Source organism: Brevundimonas sp., assembly GCF_035626975.1.
Lineage (GTDB): Bacteria > Pseudomonadota > Alphaproteobacteria > Caulobacterales > Caulobacteraceae > Brevundimonas.
In genome coordinates this window covers 17,865-44,103 of sequence record NZ_DASPMQ010000004.1, presented here as the reverse complement: position 1 = coordinate 44,103, position 26,239 = coordinate 17,865, and the positions used below count along the sequence as shown (strand labels likewise).

The window sequence follows — 26,239 nt, the reverse complement described above, 5'->3', positions numbered from 1 at the left end:
CATCCCGGGCGCGATGGCGACCTTTCCGGCCCGGTCCGGCCCCGATTGTGAACGCTCACAATCTGTGCTCTCCTTGGCGTCAGGAGGCGGAGTCCTCGGGGAGAAACGCAGGCAGGCAGGGGCGCGTCGCCGGGGAAACCACGGCTATGTCGCGTTCGCCGCTGCCGACACCCGTCGCGGGCTCGCTGTCGGATCGGAGAACGAAATGCGCAGTTCAGTCTCGGCCCTGGCCCTTGTGGCGGCAGCGGGCCTCGCCCTCGGATCGCCCGCCGCGGCCCAGTCCGCCGCCCCGTCTCCCACCCCGTCACCGGACACGGCGGCGGCCGCCCGGGCGACGCCGGCGCTCTGGCCCCGGGCCGGCTCCCCGGAGGCCATGAGCGATGCGGCCACCGAGGCGTTCGTCACGGAATTGATGGGCCGGATGACGGTCGAAGAGAAGGTCGGCCAGACCATCCAGGCCGACATCGGATCGATCCGCCCGGAAGACCTGCGCGACTATCCGCTGGGCTCCATCCTGGCCGGCGGCAATTCCGGGCCGGGGGGCGAGGAGCGGGGCGATCCGCAAGGATGGGTCGATCTGGCGAGAGCGTTCCGGGCGGCCGCGGCGGAGCGGCCGGGGGCCCGCGTGCCGCTGATCTTCGGCATCGACGCCGTGCACGGGCACAACAATGTGGTCGGCGCCACCATCTTCCCGCACAACATCGGCCTGGGCGCGACCCGCAATCCGGAGCTGATCGGCCGGATCGGCGAGGCGACGGCGCTGGAAGTCGCCGTCACCGGCGCCGACTGGACCTTCGGCCCGACCCTGGCCGTGCCGCGCGACGACCGCTGGGGCCGCGCCTATGAGGGCTATTCGGAGGATCCGGAGGTGCAGCGCGCCTACGCCGGCCCCCTGACGCTCGGCCTGCAGGGGGCGCTGAGCCCCGACGGTCCGCTGCAGCCGGGCCGGATCGCCGGTTCGGCCAAGCATTTCCTGGCAGACGGCGGCACCGACGGCGGGCGGGACCAGGGCGATTTCTCCGGTTCCGAGCAGCAGCTGATCGACATCCACCTCGGCGGCTATGTGCAGGCGATCGACGCCGGCGTGCTGTCGGTCATGGCCAGCTTCTCCGGCTGGAACGGGGTCAAGCACTCCGGCAACGCGACGCTGCTGACCGACGTGCTGCGCGGACCGCTCGGCTTCGACGGTTTCGTCGTCTCGGACTGGAACGCCCACGGCCAGCTGCCGGGCTGCTCCAACGAGAGCTGCGCCGCCGCCTTCAACGCCGGCATCGACATGTTCATGGCACCGGACAGCTGGCGGCCGCTGTACCAGAACACCCTGGCCCAGGTGCGGTCGGGCGAGATCCCCATGGCCCGGCTCGACGAGGCCGTGCGGCGCATCCTCCGGGCCAAGGTCAAGGCCGGGGTGTTCCGCGAGGAACGTCCGGTCGAGGGGCAGCTTCAGCATCTCGGCTCGCCGGCCCACCGGGCGCTGGCCCGGCAGGCGGTGCGCGAGTCGCTGGTCCTGCTGAAGAACGAGGGCGGCGTCCTGCCGATCGCAGCCGGCGCGCGCGTGCTGGTGGCCGGAACGGCGGCCGACGACATCGGCCAGGCGGCGGGCGGCTGGACCCTGAGCTGGCAGGGGACGGGCAACACCAATGATCATTTTCCCGGCGGCCAGTCGATCTGGGCCGGACTGAACGAGGCGGTGACGGCGGCGGGCGGCTCGGCGACCCTGAGCGCGGACGGGGCCTTCGATGAGAAGCCCGACGTGGCCATCGTGGTGTTCGGCGAGACGCCCTATGCCGAGTTCCTGGGCGACCTGCGCACCCTGGATTTCGTCCCGGAGGAGCCGCTGGCCATTCTGCGGCGGCTCAAGGCCGCGGGCGTGCCCACGGTCTCGGTCTTCCTCTCGGGCCGGCCGATGTGGGTCAATCCCGAGATCAACGCCTCGGACGCCTTCGTCGCCGCCTGGCTGCCGGGAACGGAAGGCGGCGGGGTCGCCGACGTCCTGGTCGGGGACGCGGCCGGCGCCGCCCGGCACGACTTCTCCGGCGTGCTGTCGTTCAGCTGGCCCCGCGATGCGACCGGCCGGCCCCTGAACCGCGGCGAGCCGGGCTACGATCCGCTGTTCCCCTACGGCTATGGACTGAGCTACGGCCGGCCCGCCGAGGCGTCGACCCTGTCCGAGGAGTCGGGCGTGACGTCGGCCGCCGGCGGCGCGGACCAGTATCTGGTCAATGGGCGGATCAACCCGCCATGGTCACTGATCCTCGAGGATTCCGGCGGCCAGACCCGGCTGGGCGGCGAGGCCGCCGCCGAGAGTCCGCGCGGCGGAGTGTCCGTGCGGGCCGTCGACGATCTCGCCCAGGAAAGCGGCCGGCGGCTGACCTTCACCGGTCCCGCCCGCGCCCTGATCTGGGGCCCGCCGGTCGACCTTCGCCGCGAAGTGAACGGCGACCTGGCCCTGAGCTTCCGCTATCGCATCGATGCCGCGCCCGCCGGGACCCTGTCGGTCGGGTTCGGGGGCGTCCTGGTGGATCTGACGGACGAACTCGCTGCCGCGCCGGCGGGCGAGTGGCGCACCTGGAAGGTGCGGCTGTCCTGCTTCGTGGAGCCTCGCGCCGAGGCGGTGGAAACCCCGTTCGTGCTGGCCAGCACCGGCCCGGCGACAGTGTCCGTATCGGAGATTCGGCTGAGCCCGGACGTCGGCCCGGCGAACTGCCCTGTGGCATAGCAACAACGATCGAAACGGTTGGAAATCCAAGCATTCGATGTATCAAAACGAGGCGTTGTGAACGCTCTCAACCTGTGCTTAGTTTGATATCAGAAGGCGGAGACCTTCGAGGTAGGAAACCCAGGAGCGCGCCCCTGACCGGGCGTGAAACCCCGCGCCGCCATTACTGCGGCGCTGCGATGGCGGCTGTGTCCGCGGTCGTCGGTCCCCTGTGCCTGCCCCGGCGGCCCCGTTTCGGCAACGAGGGTTTTTGGCGGCGAAGAGGGGGAAGTTCGATGCGAGTGAACCGTACTATCTGGCTGGGCGCGTTGATGGCCAGCAGCGCGCTTTCGGGGCCGGTCCTGGCGCAGGACGCCGGCGATCCGACGGCGACCGAGGTCGAAGAGGTCATCGTCACCGGCATCCGCCGATCGCAGGAACAGTCGATCGACATCAAGCGGGACTCGACCGCCATCGTCGACGCCATCTCCGCCGAGGATATCGGCAAGCTTCCGGACGTCACCGTGGCCGACGCCCTTCAGCGCATCGCGGGAATCCAGGTGCAGCGCAACGCCGGCGAAGGCTCGACGGTGAACATCCGCGGCCTGCCGCAGGTGGTCACCCTGCTGAACGGCGAGCAGTATCTGAGCGCCGGCAACCTCGGCAGCGCCCAGCCCAACCTCAACGACGTGCCGGCGCAGCTGATGAGCTCGATCGTCGTCTTCAAGTCGATGGACCCGCGCAACGCCCTGTCCGGCATCTCGGGCACCATCGACCTGCGCACGCGTCGGCCGTTCGACTTCGATTACGGGACCACCTTCGCCCTGACCCAGGAGTACGCCACCGGCGAGGACACCGGCGAGGACGACTACCTGTTCAACGGCCTGGTCAACTGGCGCACCGACGGCTTCGGCGTGATGCTGTCGGGGGTCGTGAGCCAGTCCAATCTCGGCAACAACTACTCCGGCGTCAGCGGCGGCGTGTTCGGCAACAACGACTGGGGCGGCGGCGGCGACAACTGGATCGCCCCCCACGGCTACGACAGCTTCCGGCGCGTGGTCGAGCGCGACCGCTACAGCCTCAACGGCGCCCTGCAGTGGGAGATCGGGGAGGGCCTGACCCTGACCGGCGAGGCCTTCTACACCAATCAGAAGGAGTACAACCGGGCGGCCGGCCTCAACATCTCCAACCGCTGGAGCGCGCTGGGCTGGACCACGCCGACGGACTTCGAAACCACCGGCGTCACCGGCGGGAACGGCCAGCCCTGGCTCGACGTGGAGGAATACGACCTCGACGTCTGGTGGCTGAACTCGTTCACCGTGAACCGGGTCACCGAGACCGAGTCGACGAACCTCAACCTGGAGCTCGACTACGACAACGGCGGGCCGCTGCGCGTCTCGGGCCGCGTGATCCACGCCGACGCCTCGCTGCTCAGCATGAACGGCCAGGTGCAGGGCGACCTGTCGAACTGGCAGTATTCGCCCGACCGGCAGTTCACCCTGTTCCGCGACCCGAACGACCGGACGCGCGGGCCCTTCTTCCCGGCGTCGATCGCCGCCCTGTACCCGGCCTCGCAGTATTCGAACGGGGTCGTGGGCGCCAACGGCGGCCGCTACATCAATCCGAATCCGCTGGGCATCGGCCAGGATCCGCTGGTCCACCTGAACATCGGAGGCTCGAACACGGTCTGGAGCCAGTTCGACCAGCCGATCACGGGCGGCCTGGGCGCCGGGCACACGCTGACCGACTATATGTCGAACCTCGACAGCTACGCGGTCGCCGCCTTCTCGTCCGAAGGCAACCAGCGCAACGAGTCGACGCTCGACGTGGTCCGCGTTGACAGCTCCTACGACTACGAAGCGCCCCTGTTCGGCTTCGTCACCCGCATCGACGTCGGGGGACGATTCTCGGAGCGCGAGGTCGAGATCGAGAATTTCCACCTGTTCTCGGACTTCTACGCCGGGAACGGGGCCAGCAATCCGAACGGATGCTCGGCGCAGTGGAAGGCCATCGACGTGGTCATGAACCAGAACCAGTGCCAGGCGGGGGAGATGGTGCCCAACCCGGCCTTCAACCCGGCACTGCCCGTCGGCGCCACGCCCGGGAACTGCGGCGACGGCAATGCGCCGAACACCCCGACCTGCTTCCAGGGCTATACCGTCAACCGGCCGACGCAGCTGGACGAGCACAACAACGTCTACTTCCTCGACGACTACGGCTCGATCACCCAGGGCCTGCCCGGCGTCTGGGTCGTCGACCCGAGGGACTTCGACGATGTCACCGCCTTCCAGCAGCGGGTCTTCGGCAGCGCCTATCCGGTCATCATCCCGGGCAACAGCTATGATGTCGCCCTGGTCGAGAAGAGCATCTATCTGACCTCCGGCATCGAATTGGGCGCGCTGCACGGCGACGTCGGCCTGAAGGTGATCCGCACCGAGATGGACGTGCGGCAGAACCTGACCGGGGAAACGCGCAACTACGGCGACACCAATCTGGATGTCGGCGACACCTTCTCCAGCCGCAACTATTTCGACGTCCTGCCGTCGGTGAATCTGGCCTGGGACTTCAACGACCGGCTGAGGCTGCGGGCGGCCTTCAACAAGACCATGATCCCGCTGGATCTGGGCAACTACGGCGGCGGCGTCACCATCCAGACCGCCGATTCGCTGGGCCCCACGCCGGCCGATCCGACCGCTCCACCGGTCGGGGTGCGCCGGGTCACCGGCGCGAGCGCCAACGGCAACCCCGACCTCAATCCGTGGCGCTCGGACAACTACGACCTGACGCTTGAGTACTATCTGGGCCGCGGGACGCTGTTCAACGTCGCCCTGTTCAAGCTGAACATCGAGAGCTTCGTCACCCGCGCCACCGTCAACGACGGGCAGTTCCCGGACCAGGACGGCGTCATCCGCCGCATCGTGCCGGTCAACCGCCCGGTCCAGGGCGAGGGCGGGGAACTGCAGGGGATCGAGCTCGGGGCCAAGCTCGCGATGAGCGACTTCATGCCCGACGGCGGGCTCCTGTCGAACTTCGGCTTCGACGGCAGCGTCACCTACTCCGACAGTTCGCAGAACGCGACCAATCTGTCGGGCGAGGATCTGCCGTTCCCGGACAACTCAAAATACCAGCTGAACGCCGCCGTCTGGTACCAGGACGACCGGCTCCAGGCCCGGGTCGCCTACAACTACCGCACCCCGCGGCTGTCGGGCACCTTCGGCCAGATCCCGATCTACCAGGACACGGCGCAGTACGTCGATGTGAACGTCACCTACGAGGTGAACGACATCATCAGCGTCTATCTGAACGGGTCGAACGTCCTCGGCGAGATCGAGGAGTATTATCTCGAGTTCGAGGAGGGGGCGCAGCAGTTCCATTCGCGCAACCAGTTCGAACCGCGGTACTCCGTGGGCCTTCGCGCCCGGTTCTAGCGTCCCCTGAAGGACTGGCCGGCGACGGAGACGTCGCCGGCCGACTTTTCAGACGGCCTTTTGGGTGCAAGCTTCCCCGATGGATCCAGATCACCGCATCCGGAGCGTGGTCATCGTCGGCGGCGGCACGGCCGGCTGGATGACGGCGGCCGCGCTCGTCCAGCATTTTCGCGGGACGGCCCTGAAGATCACGGTGGTGGAGTCCTCCGGGATCGGGACCATCGGCGTCGGCGAGGCGACCATCCCGACGATCCGCCGCTTCTACGCCCAGCTGGGTCTGGGCGACGCGGAGGTGATGCGGGCGACCGGGGCGACCTGCAAGCTCGGAATCCGCTTTTGCGACTGGTCCGGTCCGGGATCCGACTTCATCCATCCGTTCGGCCTCTACGGCCAGGACCTGAAGGGGATCGGCTTCCACCATTTCTGGCTGGCCGACCGGGCGCGGGGCCAGACCGCGCCCCTGGGCGCCTATTCGCTGGGCGCGTCGCTGGCGGAGGCGGGCCGGTTCGTCACGCCGTCGCCGCGTCCGCCGTCCAGCCTGTCGGTGTTCGACTGGGCCCTGCACCTGGACGCCACCGCCTTCGCCCAGCACCTGCGGGCCTATGCGGAGGCGGGCGGATGCGAGCGGATCGACGCCCGCATCCGGGGCGTCGACCTGCGGCCGGAGGACGGCTTCATCGGCGGCGTGGTCCTGGACGACGACCGGCGGGTCGAGGGCGATCTGTTCGTCGACTGCTCCGGCTTCCGGGCTTTGCTGGTCGGCGAGGCGCTGGCCGAACCCTATGAGGACTGGAGCCAGTGGCTGTTCTGCGACGCCGCCTTCGCGGTGCAGAGCGAGAACGCCCCGGGCGAGGCCCCGGCGCCCTTCACCCGGGTGACCGCCCGGCCGTCGGGCTGGCAGTGGGGCATCCCGTTGCGCCACCGGGCCGGCAACGGCATCGTCTTTTCCAGCCGCCACCTCACCGACGAACAGGCCCTCGCCGACCTGACGCCAAACCTGATGGGGCGTCCGCTGACCGAGCCGCGGCGGATCGGTTTCCGGCCGGGCCGCCGTCGCCGCGCCTGGGTGAAGAACTGCGTCTCGATCGGGCTGTCGTCGGGCTTCCTCGAGCCGCTTGAGAGCACCTCCATCGCCCTGATCGAGACCGCGATCGACCGGTTGAAGACCTTCTTTCCCGATCGCCGCTTCGCCTCACCCGTGCTCGAGGAGTTCAACGACCAGACGGCGCGCGAGATGGAGCGGACCCGCGATTTCATCGTCCTGCACTACAAGTTGAACGGCCGCGACGAGCCGTTCTGGCGGGACTGCCGAGAGGCCGCCATTCCCGGGACGCTGCAGCGAAAGCTCGACCTGTGGAAGGCGCGCGGACAGTTCGTCCGCTACCGCTGGGAGATGTTCCACCCGGCCAGCTGGCTGGCCATCTACGCCGGCTTCGGAGTCTGGCCGGACGGCTACGACCCGGCCGTCGACGCCGCCGATCCGGACCAGCTGTCGCGCAGTCTCTCGGAGATGCGGCGAGCCGTGGCCGAGACCGTGGCCGGGGCGCCCGCCCACGCCGACTTCCTGTCGTCCCTCCAGCCCCCGGTCGCCGCATGAGCACGCCCATGGATCCGTCGAACCGTCGCCCGCTGAGGAAGGTGTGCATCGTCGGCGGAGGCACGGCCGGCTGGATCGCGGCGGCGGTCATGGCCGAGCATTTCAAGGGCAAGCTGTTCGACATCGAACTGGTCGAGTCCGAGGCCATCGGCACGATCGGCGTGGGCGAATCCACCGTGCCGCCGTTCCTGCAGCTGCTGGCCCGGCTGGGGATCAACGAGCAGGAATTCGTCCGGGACGTGGGCGCCAGCTTCAAGCTGGGCATCGAGTTCCGTGACTGGTCGCAGAAGGGCGAGCGCTATTTCCATCCCTTCGGCGGGATCGGGGCGCCGGTCGGACTGAGCGACTTCTACCAGGTGTGGCTGAAGGCGAAGCGCCACGGCTACGCCGCCGGGCTGCAGGACTTCGCCCCGGCCAGCGTCATGGCCCGCGAAGGCCGGTTCACCCTGCCGTTCCGGGTCCCGAACACGCCGATCGCCGGGGCCAGCTACGCCCTGCACGTCGACGCCACCCGGGTCGCGCGCTACCTGCGCGATTTCGCGGAGGCGCGCGGGGTCAAGCGCACCGAGGGCATGGTCGAGGACGTGGTGACGCGGCCGGACGGCTTCGTGGAGCGGCTGCGACTGAAGGACGGCCGTTCGGTCGAGGCCGACTTCTTCATCGACTGCTCCGGCTTCCGCGCCCTGCTGATCGGCAAGGCCCTGGGGGTCGAGCACGAGGACTGGTCGCACTGGCTGTTGTGCGACCGCGCCATCGCCGTCCAGACCGAGAACGTCGGCCCGCCGGCGCCCTACACCCTGGTGCATGCCCAGGATCACGGCTGGCGCTGGCGCATTCCCCTGCAGCACCGCACCGGCAACGGCCACGTCTTCTCCAGCCGTCACCTCAGCGACGACGAGGCGACCGCCGTCCTGATGGCCCAGGTCGAGGGGGAGCCGGTCGCCCCGCCCATGGTGGTGCCGTTCCGGACCGGCGTGCGCAAACAGATCTGGAGCCGGAACGTTCTGTCGCTCGGCCTCGCCGGCGGCTTCATCGAGCCGCTGGAGTCGACCGCGATCCATCTGATCTATCGCGGCATGGACTTCTTCTTCCGCTACCTGCCCGACGCCGACTGCGACCAGAATCTGATCGACGAATACAATCGGCGGATGACGGCGGACTACGAGGAGATCCGCGACTTCGTCATCCTGCACTATTGCACGACCCGGCGGGACGACACGGCCTTCTGGCGGGAATGCCGGACCATGGAGCTGCCGGCGTCGCTCCAGCGCAGGATCGATCTGTTCAAGGTCAACGGCGCGCTGTCCGAGGGGCTCGACGAGCTGTTCCGGGACGTCAATTGGCAGTCGATCCTGGACGGCATGGGAGTGGTCCCGCGCAGCTGGCATCCGCTGGTCGACCGCATCCCGTTCGCGCGCGTCCCGGCCGAACTGGAGGGCGCGCGGGAGGGGCTGGCGCGGCTGGTGTCCCGGCTGCCGACCCACGCCGAGTTCCTCGCCGCCCATTGCGCCGCGGAGCCGCCGCAGCCGGCGGTCCGGTCGGCGTGAGGCCCGCCCTTGCCGGGCCACCGCGAAGCCTGACACAATACCGGGGACCGTAAGGGTTGGGGGCTGAACCGTTGCGCCGCGCCGTCACCATCAAGCATGTGGCTGCCGAGGCGGGCGTGTCGTTGCAGACCGTCTCGCGCGTCATCAACAACGGCCCGAACGTCCGGCCGCAGGTGAAAGAGCGGGTCCATGCCGCGGTCGCCAAGCTCGGCTATGTCCCGAGCATCGCCGCGAGGCGCATGGGGGGGTCGCGCTCCTATCTGCTGATGGCGCTGAACGACCGGGACCGGACCATCGACGCCTGGCGCTCGGGGGAGGGGACGGACTGGGTCGACCAGATGCTTCTGGGCGGCATGCTGAGATGCGCCGAGTCCGGCTACCGGATGATCTTCGAGCTGATCGACACCCACTCGTCGCAGGTCGAGCGGGAGGTCCAGGCGGCGCTGTCGGCCCTGCATCCGGACGGGGTGATCCTGACGCCGCCGCATTCCGACAATCCGCTGATCACCGAACTGCTCGTCCGGCAGGGCCTGCCCTTCGCCCGGATCGGGTCGGAGACGCCGGGTCCCGGTTTCGCCATATCGATGAACGACGCCGGCGCGGCGGAAACGGCGACCAGCCACCTGCTGGACCTCGGCCATCGCCGCGTCGGTTTCATCACCGGAAGCGACGAATACGCGCTCAGCAGCGCCCGCCTCGCCGGTTATCGATCGGCGCTGACGTCCCGCGGCTTCGAGATCGACGAGGCGCTGATCGGACGCGGAGACTTCACCTATGGCTCCGGCGAGGCCGCCGCGAGAGAGATGCTGGCCCTGGCCGAACCCCCCACCGGCATCGTGGCCAGCAACGACCAGATGGCGCTGGCCACCCTCGCCGTCGCCAAGGCCTCGGGCCTCGCCGTGCCCGGGGATCTCTCGATCGTCAGCTTCGACGACACGCCGATCGTGCGTTTCAGCCACCCGCCGCTGACGGCGGTCGTCCAGCCGATCGCCGCGATGACGGCGGCGGCGGCCGACCTCCTGATCCGCGCCAAGTCCAAGGCGGAGGACTTGCCCGGGCAGATGGTGACGCCGTTCGGTTTCGCCGTTCGGGGCTCGACCGGCCGGCCACGCCGGTGACCGGCGCCGGCGGTCCGGTCGATCCGCCACGGCCGCCCGCCTGGTTGCTGCTTTACGCCCTGGCCTGGGGCGGCGGCGTAGTGGCCTATACGCCGCTGCTGACGCTGCTCCTGCCCCTGCGCATCGCCGCCCTTGGCCCTGGGGACAAGGTCGGCGCCCTCTCGCTGGCCGTCCTCGTCGGGGCCGTGACGGCCAGCATCGCCAACATCGCGGCCGGCGCCCTCAGCGACCGGTACGCCCGCGGCCCGGGCGGGCGCCGACCCTGGATCGTCGCGGGTCTCGTCGCCACCGCCGCTTCGTATGGCCTGTTGGGCGTGGTCGACTCCCTGACCGGAATCCTCGCCGCGATCGCCCTGTTCCAGACCGGTCTGAACCTGATGCTGGCGCCGTTGGCGGCGCTGGCCGCCGACGAGGTTCCGGACTCGCAGAAGGGGCTGCTGGGCGGGCTGATGGGCGCCGCCTATCCGCTGGGCGCGCTCAGCGGCGTGCTCGTCATGACCGCCCCTTCACATGAGGCGCGGCTGGCCGTGACGGTCGCGCTCGTCGCGATCCTGGCAGCGCCCTTTCTGCTGGTTTTCCGTGTCCGCGCGGCGGCGCCTCCGCTCATCGCCCCCGCGCCAGCCGTCCGGGCCCGCAAGGCCCGCGACCTCGCCGCCATCTGGGGCGCGCGCCTGCTTGTCCAGGTCGCCGGCGCCATCCTGTTCGCCTACCTCCTCTACTATTTCGAGACCGTCGAGGTCGCAGGGGAGAGGCTCGCGGCCGACCGGATGGCGGTTCGCGTGGCGTGGCTGTGCGGCCTCGCCGCAGCCGTGACGGTCCCGCTGTCGATCCTGCTGGGACGGCTTTCCGACGTCGTGCGGGCGCGCAAGCCGTTCCTGCAGGGCGCCGCCGTGGCCTCCGCGGCCGGTCTTGTCCTGATGGCGCTCTTTCCGGATTGGGCCGTCGCGGCCTGGGGTTACGGCCTGTTCGCGATCAGCAGCGCCATCTTCCTGGCCCTGCAGTCGACCTATGCGATGCAGCTCCTGCCGTCGCCGGACCACAGGGGGCGGGATCTCGGCGTCCTCAATCTGACCAACACCCTGCCGTCGATCCTCGGGCCGGGCCTGGCCTATGCGACCGTGGAGGCGGGCGGGTTTCGCCCCTTGATGGCGCTCCTCGCGGGCCTCGCCATGCTGGCGGCGCTGCTTGTGAGCATCGTGCGGGAGCGATAGCGGGACCGCCCTGTCCCACTCTTGCGGCACGGCCGATCCGCGGACAGCCCGGGGCCATCTCCCTACGTCACCGCCTCCGACAGGGAACCGAGCGTCAGAAAGGGGGAAAGCTCGGTGGGATCGCGGATGGTGAAGTTCGCGAGATAGGCGATCGCCGAGCGGCTGGGCAGGAAGAAATAGCCGCCGCCCCGCAGCTCGATGAAACTCTGCATATTCTTCAGAGTCAGCGGCCCGGCCGCCGTCGGGATGGTGAAGCAGCGATCGCCACCGGACGTGGCCGGAGACGATATCGGGTCCGGCTCCCGGGTCAGTCCGTGGAAGGAAGGGTTGTTGATCCAGGTCTGCTGGACCAGTTCGAACTGGCGTTCGAGGTCGGCGCAGAGGGCCACGAACAACAGGCCGTGCTCCGCGTTCCGGGCCGGCGGCCGGCGCATCGCATAGGCCTTGCGCCGGCGGTCATAGAAGTAGACGCGGCCCCGGCGGAGCAGGGCGTGCCGGCGCGTGATGACCTGCTCCTGCGGATCATCCGGCTCAAGGCTGTCGCGCGGATTGGCGCGGCGGATGTGGGCGCCCAGAGGGCAGGCGTGACCCCGCGGATCGTCACGGCCGTAGCTGAAGTTGTTGTCGGGGCTCCGGTCGCCGCCCGGGCTGTCTTCGGTCGGATTACCGATCAGCGGACGACCATCCCGCCAGCGGCCCATCATCTTGGCCTTGACCCAGTCGCCGGTCACCCTGGAGCCCGTCACCTCGTGCAGGCGGGCGGAGCCGTACTCCCTGTTCAACTCGTCCGCCTTCTCCGCCGCGAACCGGTTGAATCCTTCCACGTCCTGGTTCAGCTGGCGAATGACCAGGAAGGCGCCGTTGCGGCCGAAATCCCGGTTGGCGAACTGTTCGTCGGCGCCCTTGAAGTCCGCGAAACCGAAGGCCATGGCGTCCGCCGCGACCGGCAGATGCTCGGCCTGGTCGCTGAGCGACGGCACGATGACGCTGGGCGCGAAATAGCCCTGGTTGTTCCGATACCCCAGGATGAACTCGCCGGGTTCGACCGTCTCCCGCTCGCCGCCGCGCGGCGAGAACTGCTCCGTTCCCCGGATGATGGGGGCGGCGACGCCGTCCCGGAACCCGAAATGTTCGTAGCTCGCCCGGCTCCGGCGCCGGTCGTCGCCGACGGACCCGTCCGGATGCACCTCGCCCTTCTCATCGAGCTGAACGGTCAGGATCGGGCCGTGAACGACCCGGCCGCCCAGCTTTTCCAGGGCCTCCGTCTGGCGCCTGATTTCGGCGGTCAGGCGCTCGGTCGTCGGTCGGTAGATCATCAGCACCGCGTCGGCCACGGTCTCGGCGGACGGGCCGCCGTCCCGCCACTGCGTCCGGTCGCCGGGACCGCCGGGAGGCGCATCGCCGAGGATGGCGTGGCGGTCGGCCATGCCGACGTTGAACGGCGACGGGAAGGCGGCGGCGAGGTCCAGCGGCCCGTTCGGATCGGAGTCTTCCGGCGTGAATTTCCGCAGTCCGGCGGCGGACAGGGCCAGGTACATCGCGCCGCAGTCTTGCGGGAATTTGCCGAATGACAGCTCCCGGCTGACCGCATCGAGCCACTCCCCCCGCTTCCGCTGATGGGGCGGCAGCTGCAGGGGCATGCAGGCGGTGAAGCGGGCGCCTTTCAGGCCGCGGAACAGCAGCGACTGGATCTCCAGGCTTTCCAGCTCCCAAGGCTGGCGCTGCGCCGACCCCAGCAGGTCCAGCCACGACCGGGCGGCTGTATCGGTCCGGGCCCGCGCGATGCCCTGGTGCACCAGGGCGTTGAGGCGCATCTCACGGGTCGTGAGGTCAGGGAAGCGGCTGTACCAGAAGGCGGTCGGGATTTGATGCCGGCGGACCCAGCGCTTGAACCGGTCGCCGTCCTCCGCGCCCTTGCCGATCAGATTGCGCGACCGGGGGAAGCCTTCGGCATTGCTCCACGCCGCCGTCTGACCCTCGTGAGCGCGGGTGATGAAGTCCTCGAGATAGCTCTCCCAGCTGCCGTCGTAATTCGACTGGAAGATCATCTTGCGGCTTCCCGGCATGCGGAACCATTTGGCGAAATGGATCGTGCCCATGGTCACCACGAACCCCGGCCGGAACCAGTGCAGGCTCTGCCGGATGCCCCACATGGCGAAGGCGAACGACAGGCGACGGACGAGACCCCGCTTGAACGGCGTGACGGCGATGATGTGGTTCTGCCGGTAGTCGGGCGCGTTCTCGCGGGCGACGATGTCTCGCAGACTGTCGGCGTCGGGCGCGGCGTCCTCGACGGCCTCCCGTTTCTCGACCTCCTGGAAGATGGCGAAGGCGAGCCAGGCGAGGGCGGACCAGATCGCGAGCGTGGCGATCACGGCGGCCACCGTCACCACGGCCCAGTGGCTCACCGTGAGATACAGTCCGCCATCGGGCGGCGCCGGCAGTCCGCGGTCCAGCGCGAAGTGGATTGGAACGGCTGTCGCCAGGGTGCTGATCAGGAACAGCAGGACCAGTTTCAACCCGAACCATGACCGGACGATCTTCTCGGCGGGCGCCCAGAATCCCTCGGGCTTGCGCCAGCCCGAGGGGGCGAAGGTCTTGCGCTCCGGCTGGACGACAAAGGCGTCGAGATCCCGGTCCCACGGCCCGGTGCGCAGGCCACGACGGACCGCCGCGAGAACCACGAGCGCGCGGTTGCCCAGTCCGCAATCGGGATCGTCGTGCTTGAGATACTTCCCAAGCTCGGTGTCGACGGCCGTCCGGAGTCGCTTCTGCTTCTCGATCCGCTCGACCGAGAGGCCGCCGGTGCCGAAGAAATTCAGCCCGGTGGGGCCCCACGGGCTGAAGGTCAGGTTCACATAGTGGCGACGCAGGATCTCGACGGGCGGTCGCGTGTCGCGCGGTCGGGCGGCCCGCAGCAACGGCCTCAGCCAGTCGTCTCCGTGGCGGGCGATGAGTTCGACGGCGGGATCGCGGGGGCCGTCGACGTTGAGTTCGATGATGAGGTTGAACGGCCCCGGATCCTTTCCGGCGTCATTCTTCTTGCGGACCGCCGCGCTGACCACGGACGCAGACGCGAAATGGACGATCCCGGTATCCTTCAGACTCCGGGCCACGGCGTCCGTCGCCGGGTTGCCCAGTCGCCTTACCCGCGCCTCGATTTCGGCGGCGTCCACCGCGGGGTCGATGGGCACGCAGACGAGCACCATGGTCTGGATCGACGCGGCGGACTCGTACCGCATGTCCAGCCGGCGGGGGAAATAGCCGGCGCGCTGCATCCGGCCGAGGCGCCCGCGCACCGGGCGCAGATCGGGCTGGCGGAAGAGAACCAGGAACATGGCGGTGATGATGCCGAGGGCGAGGTGTTGGCCGAGGCATTTGTGGGTGGCGTGGCCGAACATCAGTTCCGCGTCGTTGCCGGCCTCGGGATCGAACCTTTCCGGCGCGCGGTAGGCCCTTTTGTCGCGAAGGGCCGACATCGTGGAAACCATCACCGTGGAACCCGCCGGAATCGTGCGGGCGTAGGGACGTCCCTCGCCGACCACCAGGTCCCGGGCCGCGTAGCGCCACTGACCGGGGGCCAGCGCCGGATAGAGCCGGCCGGCTTCCTTCACCACGCGGCGCATGGCCTCGTGATCGCGTCGCTCCGCCGCCGCCCGGGCCGCGCGCATGGCCCCGGGGCGCTTCAGCAGGCCCTCGATCATATTGGCGGCGGCAAGTCCGTTGGTCGGTATGAAACCGACGGCCAGGCCAAGCAGAATGGCGCGAATCTCCGGGTTCTCGAGACCGAGGTCCGGTTCGTCCCGTCGCAGGCGGACCAGCCGGTCAACGAGGGTCAGGTCGGCGAACTTCCGATGGCGAATGTTCTCCAGCCGGCGTTGGGCGCGACCGATGGCGAGGTCGATCACATGGCACAGCCGGACCGCCGCCGCCTTGGCCAGATCGCGCTTTTTCCGGTCGCCGCCGGGGTCCGCGAAAAGCAGTCCGGACAGGGCCATGCACCAGTCGGCGAAGGCGCCGGGGTCCGGGAAGCTGAGGCCGAAATAGCGCCGGCAAATCTCGGTCGGAATGCGAACGGCGAAGTCGCCGATGACGTCGAGTCGACCCTCGCCGCCTTCCACAAGGGATTCGGCGAACGCGGCGCTCCATTGCGAGGTCCGATCGACGTCGCCCGGCAGCACCACCTTGCGGATGATCTCGTTCTGACGGGCCTGCGGAGGGCCGTCCAGGCCGAGCACGAAGTCGGCCTCGGTCGCGCCTCTTCCCCGACCAACCCGAGACAGTTCCCGCATCTCGCGTCCGTAGGGGACATTGAAGTCGTCGGGCCGCTCGAGGGCGTCGACGACATCCTGCTTGCGCGTGATCCAGTAGAAGCCGGTAAAGCGGGCGACCGGGAAGAACTCGCGCAACACCCAGAGTAGCAAGGGCATGGCCGAGGCGATCAGACGTCCCTGCAGCTTCGGCCAGCCGCCGACCGGGGGATAGGACTCGAAGTCGAAATCGGGGAAGCCGCTGACCGGCGCATTGGCGTCATCGGCCTGATCGGCTTCAATCTTGGCGTAGTATTTCGTCATGTCAGCCCCCCCGGGTCCAGGACGATGTGGTGATCCGGGCCACCTCGTCCTGGCCGGGGCGGCGCGTTACGCGCTCCGCTGAGCCTGCGGAGGATTCTCACTAAGGTAGTTTGCCGCCATCGACAGGCTCGTCTTCAGCCGGTCGGGCCATTTACGTTCGACGAACGGCAGCCAGTCAATAAATTCCGGTCGGAAGCTGGGCTTGGCGGCCCGCAGCGCCGTCAGAGCCGCCGCCGCCGCGGCCATGTCGCCCCGGCGATAGTGGGCGTAGATCTTCACCACGCCCGCGTACCAGTAAGCAGGCCGCCGGACGGTCGACTGTTCCACGGCTTCGATCGCGGCGTCCCATTGCTCGAGCATGGCGCGCGCCATTCCGATCTCGGTAAGCACATAATAGATGTACTGCTCGCCCATATCGAGCCGGATCGCCTGGCCCAGCATGCCGAGGGCCTTCTCGGGCTCGTCGTTGAGGTAGTAGGCCGCGCCGAGCTGGGAATAGGCGTAGGCGAGGCTGGGGTTGAGCGAGATGGCCCGCTCCAGCAGATCGATCGCGGCCCTGGTGTGCCGCAGCCAGACCTCGGCGATGCCGGCGAACAGATAACCGCGGCCGTCCCAGTGATCCGCGTGAATGGCGCGCTGCGCCAGGCGCCGAAGCCCCAGTATCTGTTCGGTGTCGCCGCGATTGAGCCAGATCTGCCGCTGACGGAAATAGGCCAGCTGGATGATGCCCTCGGGGGAATGGGGCTCGATTTCCAGGGCCTCGTTGAGCAGCGCCTCGGCGATACGGGTGTTCTCGGGCGTGTACTGATTGTGATGCCAGCGCGCGCGCCAGATCAGATCGCTCACACCCCGGTCCCCGGACGGACGGGCGAGCGCGCGCGCCATCTCGGCGTCGTCGATGCGGGTGGAGAGGGCGCCGACGATCTCGCGCACCAGGTCTCCGAGTTCCGCCGTCGTGCAGCCAGCCGGGAAGTCTGTCCGGCGCGCCCACAGCATGCGGCCGTCTTCGGCGTTGGAAATGCTCGCCGCGAGCCCGAAACTGTTGTCCTGACCCCGCAGCCGGCCCTCGACCACATAGCGGGCGCCGAGGGCTGATCCGATCTCGCCGAGGGTCGAGGTCTGGGTCGAGTAGCTGAAGCTGGCCCCGCGGGCGATGATCGGCGCCCAGCGCAGCCTTGAAAGCTGTTCGATCAGGTCCTCGGCGATGCCCTCCGCCAGATAGTCGGCGCCCGGGTCACCGGTCAGGTTCTCGAATCGCAGGACCGCCACGGCGGGGCGGTCGAGGAATCCGTTGTCCGACGGCGGACGGCTCCGGACGCCCGCGGGGGCCAGCGCGGCTCCGAGGTTCGCTGGAGGCTCGGCGACGCCGGATGGGCGGTTTCCCGAACCGTGGGCGCTTCGCTGGGTGCGCAGCCAGTCCTCGAAACCCTCCTCCCCGGAGATGTCGAGGCCTTCAAGGAAGATGCCGGAGCCGGTCGACGACGACGGAGGGGCGGCGAGCAGATCGACGTCCACCCGGTCGAGGGTCAGGCCGATGCGGCCGGGGCCGGTGGTCAGGAGTTCGCCTTTCGCGCCGTCGAGCCGGCCGCGCAGGTTCGACAGTTCGCGCCGAAGACTGGCCTGGGCCTGGGCCGGCTCGCGCGAACCCCACAGCATGTCCTGCAGCCATCCGCGGGATCGCACGCCGTCGCGTCCGGTCGCGAGCAGGGCAAGCAGGGCCATGCCCTTCTTGCTCGGGATTTCGACACGGGCGCCGTCCGGCCCGAACAGGCCGAACGGACCCAGCAGGTCGAGACGATATCTGACTGCCGATCGAGCCTTGTCCACGGTCCCCACCCCAGATGGTGGTTTCTACCACGCAGCCCACCGGCGCGCGCGTATTTTTCACGCTTTTCCGACGCTTCCGTCACGGCGGCCGGACACCCCGGCCGTATGACCCGCGGACCAAGCAGGCCAACCTTCAGGGACCGCGAGCGGAATATGGACCACCGGGTTCACCTTCGATCCGCCCACCCCGCCATTCGCGGGCGGCGTCATGTCTGATCCCGTGATCAAGGCGATCTTCTTCGATGTGAGGGACACGCTCGGCTACGTCGACCGACCGGGTCATCTGGTCCCCTACAAGCCATCGACGATGGACCTTTTGCAGACGGTGCAGGGGCCGATCGGCGCCCGCATCGGCCTCATCACCAACCTGCCGAAGGAGGTGAGCGCGGCGGACGGCCGGCGGATGATCGAAGAGGCCGGCATCCTGAAGTTCGTCGATCCCCAGGGGCTGGTGATCAACCACGACGCCGGGGTCAGCAAGCCGGATCCCGCGATCTTCGTCTACGCCGCCCGGCAGATGGGGCTGGAACCGGCGGAGTGCCTGTTCGTCGGCGAGAATTTCGCGGAGGTGCTGGGCGCCCAGACGGCCGGGATGAAGGCGGTGCTGAAGCCCTGTCCCCCCGGTCGGGAGTTCATGTTCAAGCCGGTCGCCGCCGGCCCCGTCACCGGCGTCGCCAGCGGCCGGCTGGCCGAGACGATCATGGAGGACGATCACCTGATCGGCCGGCGACTGGTGGTGGCCGCGGCGGTCCTGTCGAAACGGATCGCCGACACCGGCGAGGCCCCGCTGAAGGCAATGGGGATCCTGACCTTTCTGCTCCACGAATTCATCGACGGCTATCACCACAAGGTCGAGGAACGTGTCCTGCTGCCGCTGGCCTTCGCGTTCGGACTGCCACGCCGCGACGCCGAATATGTCTTCGACGACCACGATCGCGGCCGCGCGCATTTCCGCGCGATGAGCGCTTCGCTTGAACGCATCAGGGACGGCGAAACCGGCGCCTACGCCGACTTCCGCGCCGAGCTGGACGGCTTCGTCTCGCTCTACCGCGCCCATGCCCGACGCGAGAACGACGAGACGCTGCCCCGCATCGGCGCGCTGCTCGACGGGAGCGACGACGCGCTGCTGGTCGAACTCATGGAACGGTTCGGACCGGGCGACCTCGGTCCCTGGCTCATGCTGATCGCAACGCTCGAAAAGGAGCTGGGAATCCAGCTGGAGGAGAGAACGGTGCCGGACATCAAGACGATTGGCGTGATCGCCTATCACCGCTGCGGCGAGCAGGACACGCTCGTCCCTTACGAGATCCTCAAGCACGCATCGATGGTGCTGGGACAACAGACGCCGACGCGCTCGCTGGGCGTCCGGCTGCTGCGCCAGAACGCCGCCGACCCCGAGCTCGTCGAAATGCAGATGGGCACCCGGGTGATGACGGACGGCGCCGTGGCCGACGGGGAGATGTTCGATCTGCTGTTCATTCCGGGAGGGCTGGGCAGCGGCGAGGCGAGCAAGGACCAGGGTCTGCTCGACCTCGTCCGCCGTCATCACGCCGCGGGCAAGGTGGTCGCCACCAACTGCTCCGGAATCTCGATCCTGCACCGGGCCGGCATCCTGGGCGACACGCCCGTGACCTCGGCCGCCACCGTGTCCCGCCGGCTACTGGCGGAGGGCGCCAATGTCCTGCAGCCGCGGACCATGTGGGCCGGCGCGAAGGAGGGGACGATCTGGACCTCCGCCGGCGGCAGCGGCGTCCACGGCAGCACCGTGGCCATGATCGCCAACTATTTCGGCCGCGAGGTCGGGACCTTCATGGGCATGGGCTGGGACACCTATCCGGCCTATGGCGACGCCATCTTCGAAGAGCGTGGGCCCCAGTATTTCAGCTTCCCGATCCTGGAAGCGCAGATCCAGGACGTGCTCGAAGACATCCTGCTGCCGAAGGTGGGCGTCTGATGGCCTGGGATGTCGGCTTTCGACTGCCGCAGACCGGCTTCTTTACGCCGGACCAGCTGGCGGGGCTGCGGGCGCTCTTTCGGGCGATCCAGCCGACGGATGTCGAGCGTGGCATCCCGGGCGCGGACGACAGCGGCGCGGCGGACTTTCTCGATCGCCTGCTGGCGCGGGTGCATGAGAGCGACGGGATTCACATTCATACAGATCTTCCCAAATGGGCGGACCGGTATCCCGGTTGGCTGGCGCAGTTCGACCGGATCGCCCGGACGTCCTTCGGCGTACCGCTCGCGGATGTGACGCCGGCCCAGGCGACCGATCTCGTCTCCGCGCTGGAGGAGGGACGCCTCGCGGGCTTCGACGGAGACCAGCGCGGCGTCTTCGTCACGATCTGGCGCCACTGCCTGCAGGGCTGCTGGTCGGACCCCCGCTGGGGCGGCAACCGCGACCGCATCATGTGGCGCTGGCTCGGCCACCTCTACGATCCCCAGGACGTGGCGGTCGGATTTGCCGGAGGCCATCATGCCGACCATTGAGAACCCCGATGTCCTGATCGTCGGCTCCGGGGCGGGCGGCGCCACCGCCGCCCATGTGCTGACGCAGCGTGGCTTTTCCGTCGTCATCCTCGAGCGCGGCGGGCACAGCAACGCAGAGGATTTCATCCCGCTGGATGAACTGCATTTCCTCGATCACGAGGCCCTGATCCCCAAGCAGGACGAGGATCCCCAGCTCTACATCGATACCTCGAAGCCCGACGCGGCGCCGGTCGAAAGCAAGCGCTGGTGGATCACCAACATGGTCGGCGGTTCCACCAACCAGTGGGAAGCCAACCTTCCCCGCTACACCGACGCCGATATGGCGGTGACCAAGTACCTCGACGGCGAACCGGCCGGCGCAAGCATGGTCGACTGGCCGTGGACCTATGAGTCCTTCCAGCCCTATTTCGAGCGCGCCGAATGGGACTGGGGCGTGTCGGGCGAGGCCAATCAGACGCCGGCCCAGGAGCCGACCCGGCCGGGATACGATTACCCCATGCCGCCGATCCGGGAGCACGGGTCGTCGAACTTCATCCGCGCCATCTTCAATCGCGCGGAGATGTACCCCTATCGCAGCCCGCGCGGGATCAATTCCCGCACCAACGACAGCCGACCCGGCTGCCCCTTCTGCGGCTTCTGCCAGGGCTTCGGCTGCGCCTCCAACTGCCGCTCGGGGGCTGCCGACACGGTCCTGCGCAAGGCGCTGTCGACCGGCCGCTGCGATCTGCGCATCGGGCACAATGTCCTGCGGGTGCTGCACGAGCCGGCGCCGGGAACCTCGCGCGGCCATCGCGTCACGGGTGTGGAGTATGTGACGGAACCGGGCGGACCGGTCCGGACGATCAAGGCCGCCAAGGTCATCGTATCGATCCAGGCGATCGAGTCCGCGCGCCTGATGCTGAACTCGGAGATTCCCAACGAGAACGGGTTGATCGGCCGTTACCTGACCTACCACACCAAGGGCGACCTCGAGTTCACCTTCCCCGGCCAGCCGCACTGGGGGTCCATGGATCCCGACTTTCCCTTCCAGCCCAGCACCGCGCTGGGCAGCCTCCAGCTGCGCGACCTCTATGTCATCAACGACCCGGAGGCGACCTGGTCCGGCGGGCGTCTGACCAAGGGCGGCAAGTTCTCGATCTACGACCCGGTGACCATCAATCCGCCGCTGAAGGCGCTCTACCGGACGGCGATGGGCGAGGCGAAGTCCGGCAACCTGTGGGGCAAGCATCTGCTCGACCGGATGGTGGAGTTGCGGGAGGAGGGCGGCGTGTCGTTCTCGTTCACCGGCGAGACCATGTCGATCTACGACAACCGCGTGGAGATCGCGGACGGCAGGCAGGGGCGTCCCGACCGCCGTGATCCGTTCGGCCAGCCTGTCGCCCTGACCTTCTACCAGCACCACGACTATGACCTCGCGCTCAGCCGCTACTGCCTGGACAGGGTCAAGGCGGTGGTCGGCGACGGGGGCGGGGTGCTGCGGGTCGATCGGCCCCAGACCCGCGCCAATCCGGGCTACGGCCACAACCACGGCACCCTGCGGGCCGGCGTGGATCGCGCCGCCTCGGTGCTCGACGCCGACTGCCAGTTCCATCAGGTCGAGGGCCTGTGGGTGGTCGACGCGGCCTTCATGCCGACGGCCGGCGCCAGCAACCCTTCCCTGACGATGATCGCGAACGCCTACCGCGTCTGCGACGGCATCCCGAAGGACTGACCGAATGGCCAGCCTGATACATTTCGTCGGCTATACGCTGGCCGCCGGGGTCACGGACGAGAAGATCGCGCGGGTCCGCGACGGCTTCGCGGCGCTGACGGACGCCGTCGACGGCGCCGAGCTGGTGTGCATCGGTCCGAATGTCAGCCGCTCGGCCTTCGCGCGGGACTGGCAGTACGCCGCCGTGGTCCGCCTTCGCGACCCGGCCGTGCTGGCCGCCTACATCGCCCATCCCGTGCATGACGCTCTCGGGATCGAAACCCGAGACGGCTTCTACGACCGGTGCGCCGTGCTCGACATCGAGACGCCGGACGGGCCCGACCCGGATGTCGCGCGATGACGGCCCTGTTGCGCCACCAGATGCAGCGGGCGCTGGGCAACTGGCGCGACGACCTCTCGCCGGAATGGCGGACCTTCTTTGGCGAGGCGGAGCCGGACTTCGACGCCGTGCCCGCCGCCCTGACCTATGACGATGACGGCCCGGTGATCCCGCCCCGCAAGGGCGCCCCCCTCGACGGGGCTCCGGTCGGGGCCCACATCTTCCGCGCGTTCGACGGCCTGGCCCCGCGCGACGTCCGGGTTCTGGTGGTCGGTCAGGATCCCTATCCGAACCGGACCCGGGCCACTGGCCGCGCCTTCGAGGACGGGGCGCTCACCAGCTGGTCCGGGTCGGTCGCCGTCAGCCTGAAGCATCTGATGCAATCGGCCCTGGCCCTGCGGTTGAACCGGCCCGAGCTGGCGGCGAACGACGCCGCCTGGGCCGTCGTCAGGCAGGACGTGCAGGCCGGCCGGCTGTCGCTTGAGGGCATCGCCGAACATTTCGACCGGCTGCAGCTCGGCAACGGCGTGCAGTTCGTCAACGCCGGCTGGACCCTGACCCGGTTCAGAAGCGGCGGCGGCCCGGAGCAGGTCGCCCATATCGCCATGTGGCGCCCGGTCATGACGCGGCTCCTGCGCGGCCTCGCCGAGAGGCCGGACGCGGCATGCGTCTACCTGCTCCTCGGCAAATTCGCCCAGGACCTGTTCGATGCGAGCGGGGTCGAGGTCGCCGCCCGCCGTGACGGGGCCTGGGGCGTGCGGGTGATGCGTGTCGACCATCCGCATCCCAACGCTCCGGGCTACTTCCAACATCCCAATCCCCTGGCGCGCGTGAACGCGGCTCTCGAGGCCATGACCGCGCGCCCGGTGGATTGGTAGGGCGGGGAGATTCGACGTGAAATTCGCCGCCTATCTGGGCAACCGGGCCCACGCTCCCGAGAACTGCAGGTTGGCCCTGATCAGCGGATACACCGGCGGCTGCCACGCCCTGCACCTGGCGCTGAGGCTGTCCGGCAGCGGCCGGATCGTCCTCGCCGCGGACGCCGATACCGAAGCCGCCACGGGAACGCCGGGCAGGGTGGGCGCCCTGACGGTGTCGGAGTTGCGCCAGCGCGATTTCTCGCACGCTTTCCGTCCCCGGGGCGTCGAGGCGGGCGATCCCGAGTTTCACTTCCTCAACCCGGCGGTTCCGGGCCGCCGTCACCTGATCGACGCGCTCGACGAGATCATCGACGAGCTGCCCGGCGACGTGGACTGGGTGCTGGAACTACGCGGCGACCCGGACGACCCCGCGAGGGACGCGACCGCCGCCCAGGTCCTCGGCCAGCTGATCGCCCAGCGAGGCGTGCAGCGGAGGGTGGTCTTCGCCTCGACCTCGGCCGAAATCCTGTCCGCCCTGAAGGCCCGCTGCCCGAGGGCGCGAACGGCGGCCATTCTGGACGGACCGCCGCCGCCGGCGGCGGATATGCTGATCGTCACGGCGGCCGAGCTCTGGCGGGACGGGGGCTGGTCCGCGCGGGCCGACGAGATCCGGAGCCTGCTCGCCGGCGGTCGCTGGCCCGGCATGGCCTACCTTGTGGCCGGGGGCGCGCTGCCGCCCGGACTGCTGGACGCGGTGGAGGCGGCCGACTGGATTTCCACGGTGGCGGTCGATTCCATGTTCGACGTCGCCGCCTGGCGCCCGGCCTATGTCCAGCTTCACGAGACGTTCGCCGGGCAAACCGCGAACCGCGCCCGCTTCGCGCTCGGCTACGCCAAGGCGAACCCCTATGCGCACGTGACGTGGAACGACGGCGTCCATGTCGACATCGCGCCGTATGACGGCGACTTCCCGTCCCGGCCCCCGGACCCGGTCGCGCGGCGTCTGGAGGAGCTGCGCTGGGACGTCATCAACATCGGCAAGGAATGGCCGTACTATTCCGGCGGCGGCCTGGGGGCCAAGCTCGGCGTCAGCGGCGATTTCGCCGCGGAGGTCACCTACGCGGTGGCCAGGGTCGGTCAGGCCACGACGCTGGAGATGGCGGTCGTCAACGTCGATCCGGGCGCGCACCGTGACGCGCCGCCCGTCACCTTCCGGGACAAGGACAGCTTCTTCGACCCGCACGGGGCGCCCCCCTTCGTCGGGGTGGAGCACGACGAGGACGACGGGTTCCGCATCAACTGGAACCTGGGCGCCGAGTACGACAACAACCAGTACGGCGGTCCCGTCGGAGACGGCGCGGCTCCGCGCGGCGCGACGCTGAGGCTGGAGCGGCGGGGCGCCTTCTTCGCCGCCTACTATCGCCGGCCGGTCGACGTCGTGGGCGGCGCGCTGCCCCCGCGCGACTGGGTCTGCGTCGGAGTGAGCCAGAACGAGTCCCTGAATTCGAAGGTCTTCCTGCGTTGCGTGGGCAAGCGCTGGCGGCAGGAAAAGGCCGACGATCCGCACCTCTATGAGCCCGTCATCCCCAACCGGATCTCGTTCCGCGATCTGTCGATCACCCGCTTTCCAACTCCGGATGGAGACTGACCATGCCCCAGCCCGTTGATCTGGCCCGCTACATCATCGACTACGGAACCGCCGCCGACGAGCCGGTCGGCATCGAGGACCTGGGCCTCCTCGCGGACGAGGGGCTGGGCCTGCGCTGGCCGGCGGGGCAGGCGCCCCGTCCCCAACCGTGGCCGGACGCCGAACGCCCCGACGCCCACGATCCGCTTCCGAACGCCGATATTCTCGTTGTGACATGGACCGTCGCTGAGCACCGGGCGCTGGCGGATGTCCTGACGCCGGGGTATCCGTCGCGAAGCTGGCAGCATTACCGCAGGGGCTTCGAGTCGGACTATCGCGACCAGATCCGCGAGGGGGCGCCGGCCCTGAAAGCGAACCGGCTGGGGTCCTACTTCCGCACGTCGATCGGCGATACGACCCTGGTCTGCTTCAAGTCCGAACTGCACCTCAACCAGGACGGCAAGCCGACCGGCGACGGCACAGCCACCCTGCCGGTCAAGGACCTGTTCCGGCAAATGATCGAAGAGGTGCGTCCCCGGCTGGTCATCACCGTCGGGACCGCGGGGGCGACCTTCCCGCCCAAACGCGAGACGGTGGTGGCCGGAACGACCTGCTCGCCCCATGAACTGGGCGACATCATCATCACGCGCGGCGCCAAATTCCGGCTTCAACGCGAATTCGCCAACGAGGCCTTCGCCCGCGCCGGCTACCGCTGTGACGGGTTCGCCATTCCGGGAGACAGGCTCGAGGCGGCCCGGGACCTGCTGAAGGTGAACGCCGGCATGCTCGCCGAGCCGGCCTTTGGTCCGCCCCACACCGGCTATGACGGGGCGGCGCCGGCGCCGGGCTTCGCCAATGCCCCCGACCTCAAGATCGACGGCCGGGACTTCCCCGAATTCCATCCAATCCTGACCACCGACTTCTTCGAGTTCGGGACCTCGACCAACGGCCTCGAGCACGAGGGCTGCGGGGTCGAGATGGGGGACGCGGTGCTGGGCCTGGTCGTCGAAGAGATGAAGGCGGAGGGACTCGCCACCCCGCACTGGCTGGTCATCCGCAACGCGTCCGATCCCCAGATCAACGGCGACCTGCCGAACCACGCCACCCCGGGCGTCCCGCGGGAGTTGCGGCGTCAGCTGGACATGCAGGCGCACTGGGCGGTCTGGTACTACGAAACCTATGGCTACTGGACCAGCGTGAACAGCGCGATCGCGGTCTGGGCGATGGTGGTCTGA

15 protein-coding genes are annotated in these 26,239 nt (G+C 69.0%); 13 read left to right on the top strand and 2 right to left on the bottom strand.

The window, feature by feature from the left end; translation table 11 throughout:
• Window positions 1–205 precede the first annotated feature (205 nt).
• The 6 genes from VEB62_RS00600 (at window position 206) to VEB62_RS00575 (ending at window position 11,599) form a co-directional block, all read left to right on the top strand.
• Entirely contained in the window at window positions 206–2,719 is a 2,514-nt protein-coding gene (locus VEB62_RS00600) for a glycoside hydrolase family 3 N-terminal domain-containing protein (protein WP_324794445.1), read from the top strand.
• Between the two features lie 275 nt (window positions 2,720–2,994).
• Entirely contained in the window at window positions 2,995–6,126 is a 3,132-nt protein-coding gene (locus VEB62_RS00595; protein ID WP_414641968.1) for a TonB-dependent receptor, read from the top strand.
• Window positions 6,127–6,205: 79 nt separating this feature from the next.
• Window positions 6,206–7,723, top strand: a complete 1,518-nt coding sequence (locus tag VEB62_RS00590) for a tryptophan halogenase family protein (protein WP_324794443.1) — start codon at window positions 6,206–6,208, stop codon at window positions 7,721–7,723.
• Complete coding sequence (locus tag VEB62_RS00585) at window positions 7,720–9,270, top strand: tryptophan halogenase family protein (RefSeq protein WP_324794441.1); 1,551 nt, start codon at window positions 7,720–7,722, stop codon at window positions 9,268–9,270. Before VEB62_RS00590 ends, VEB62_RS00585 begins: the two co-directional genes overlap by 4 nt.
• A 71-nt stretch (window positions 9,271–9,341) precedes the next feature.
• A complete protein-coding gene (locus VEB62_RS00580) occupies window positions 9,342–10,388 on the top strand; it encodes a LacI family DNA-binding transcriptional regulator (RefSeq protein WP_324794440.1) in 1,047 nt (348 codons plus the stop codon).
• On the top strand, window positions 10,385–11,599 hold the full coding sequence (locus VEB62_RS00575; RefSeq protein ID WP_324794438.1) for an MFS transporter: 1,215 nt from the start codon (window positions 10,385–10,387) through the stop codon (window positions 11,597–11,599). The genes VEB62_RS00580 and VEB62_RS00575 overlap by 4 nt, the downstream gene beginning before the upstream one ends.
• A 62-nt stretch (window positions 11,600–11,661) precedes the next feature.
• Here the strand turns inward: VEB62_RS00575 and VEB62_RS00570 are convergent, their stop codons facing one another.
• Together VEB62_RS00570 and VEB62_RS00565 are read right to left on the bottom strand one after the other, a co-directional pair.
• On the bottom strand, window positions 11,662–16,173 hold the full coding sequence (locus tag VEB62_RS00570) for a cytochrome P450 (RefSeq protein WP_324794436.1): 4,512 nt from the start codon (window positions 16,171–16,173) through the stop codon (window positions 11,662–11,664).
• 66 nt (window positions 16,174–16,239) lie between these two features.
• Entirely contained in the window at window positions 16,240–18,000 is a 1,761-nt protein-coding gene (locus tag VEB62_RS00565) for a hypothetical protein (RefSeq protein ID WP_324794434.1), read from the bottom strand.
• A gap of 208 nt (window positions 18,001–18,208) precedes the next feature.
• On the opposite strand from VEB62_RS00565, the gene VEB62_RS00560 reads away from it, so the two are divergent.
• From VEB62_RS00560 to VEB62_RS00530, 7 genes are read left to right on the top strand one after another with little or no spacing between them, the layout of a single operon-like run.
• Window positions 18,209–19,954, top strand: a complete 1,746-nt coding sequence (locus VEB62_RS00560; protein WP_324794432.1) for an HAD-IA family hydrolase — start codon at window positions 18,209–18,211, stop codon at window positions 19,952–19,954.
• On the top strand, window positions 19,954–20,487 hold the full coding sequence (locus VEB62_RS00555; RefSeq protein WP_324794430.1) for a gluconate 2-dehydrogenase subunit 3 family protein: 534 nt from the start codon (window positions 19,954–19,956) through the stop codon (window positions 20,485–20,487). Before VEB62_RS00560 ends, VEB62_RS00555 begins: the two co-directional genes overlap by 1 nt.
• Complete coding sequence (locus tag VEB62_RS00550) at window positions 20,474–22,198, top strand: GMC oxidoreductase (RefSeq protein ID WP_324794428.1); 1,725 nt, start codon at window positions 20,474–20,476, stop codon at window positions 22,196–22,198. The genes VEB62_RS00555 and VEB62_RS00550 overlap by 14 nt, the downstream gene beginning before the upstream one ends.
• Before the next feature lie 4 nt (window positions 22,199–22,202).
• On the top strand, window positions 22,203–22,538 hold the full coding sequence (locus tag VEB62_RS00545) for a Dabb family protein (protein ID WP_324794426.1): 336 nt from the start codon (window positions 22,203–22,205) through the stop codon (window positions 22,536–22,538).
• Window positions 22,535–23,395, top strand: a complete 861-nt coding sequence (locus VEB62_RS00540; protein ID WP_324794424.1) for a uracil-DNA glycosylase family protein — start codon at window positions 22,535–22,537, stop codon at window positions 23,393–23,395. Before VEB62_RS00545 ends, VEB62_RS00540 begins: the two co-directional genes overlap by 4 nt.
• Window positions 23,396–23,411: 16 nt before the next feature.
• Window positions 23,412–25,025, top strand: coding sequence for a glycerophosphodiester phosphodiesterase (locus VEB62_RS00535; protein ID WP_324794422.1), 1,614 nt, complete (start codon window positions 23,412–23,414; stop codon window positions 25,023–25,025).
• A 2-nt stretch (window positions 25,026–25,027) separates the two neighbouring features.
• Entirely contained in the window at window positions 25,028–26,239 is a 1,212-nt protein-coding gene (locus VEB62_RS00530) for a hypothetical protein (RefSeq protein WP_324794421.1), read from the top strand.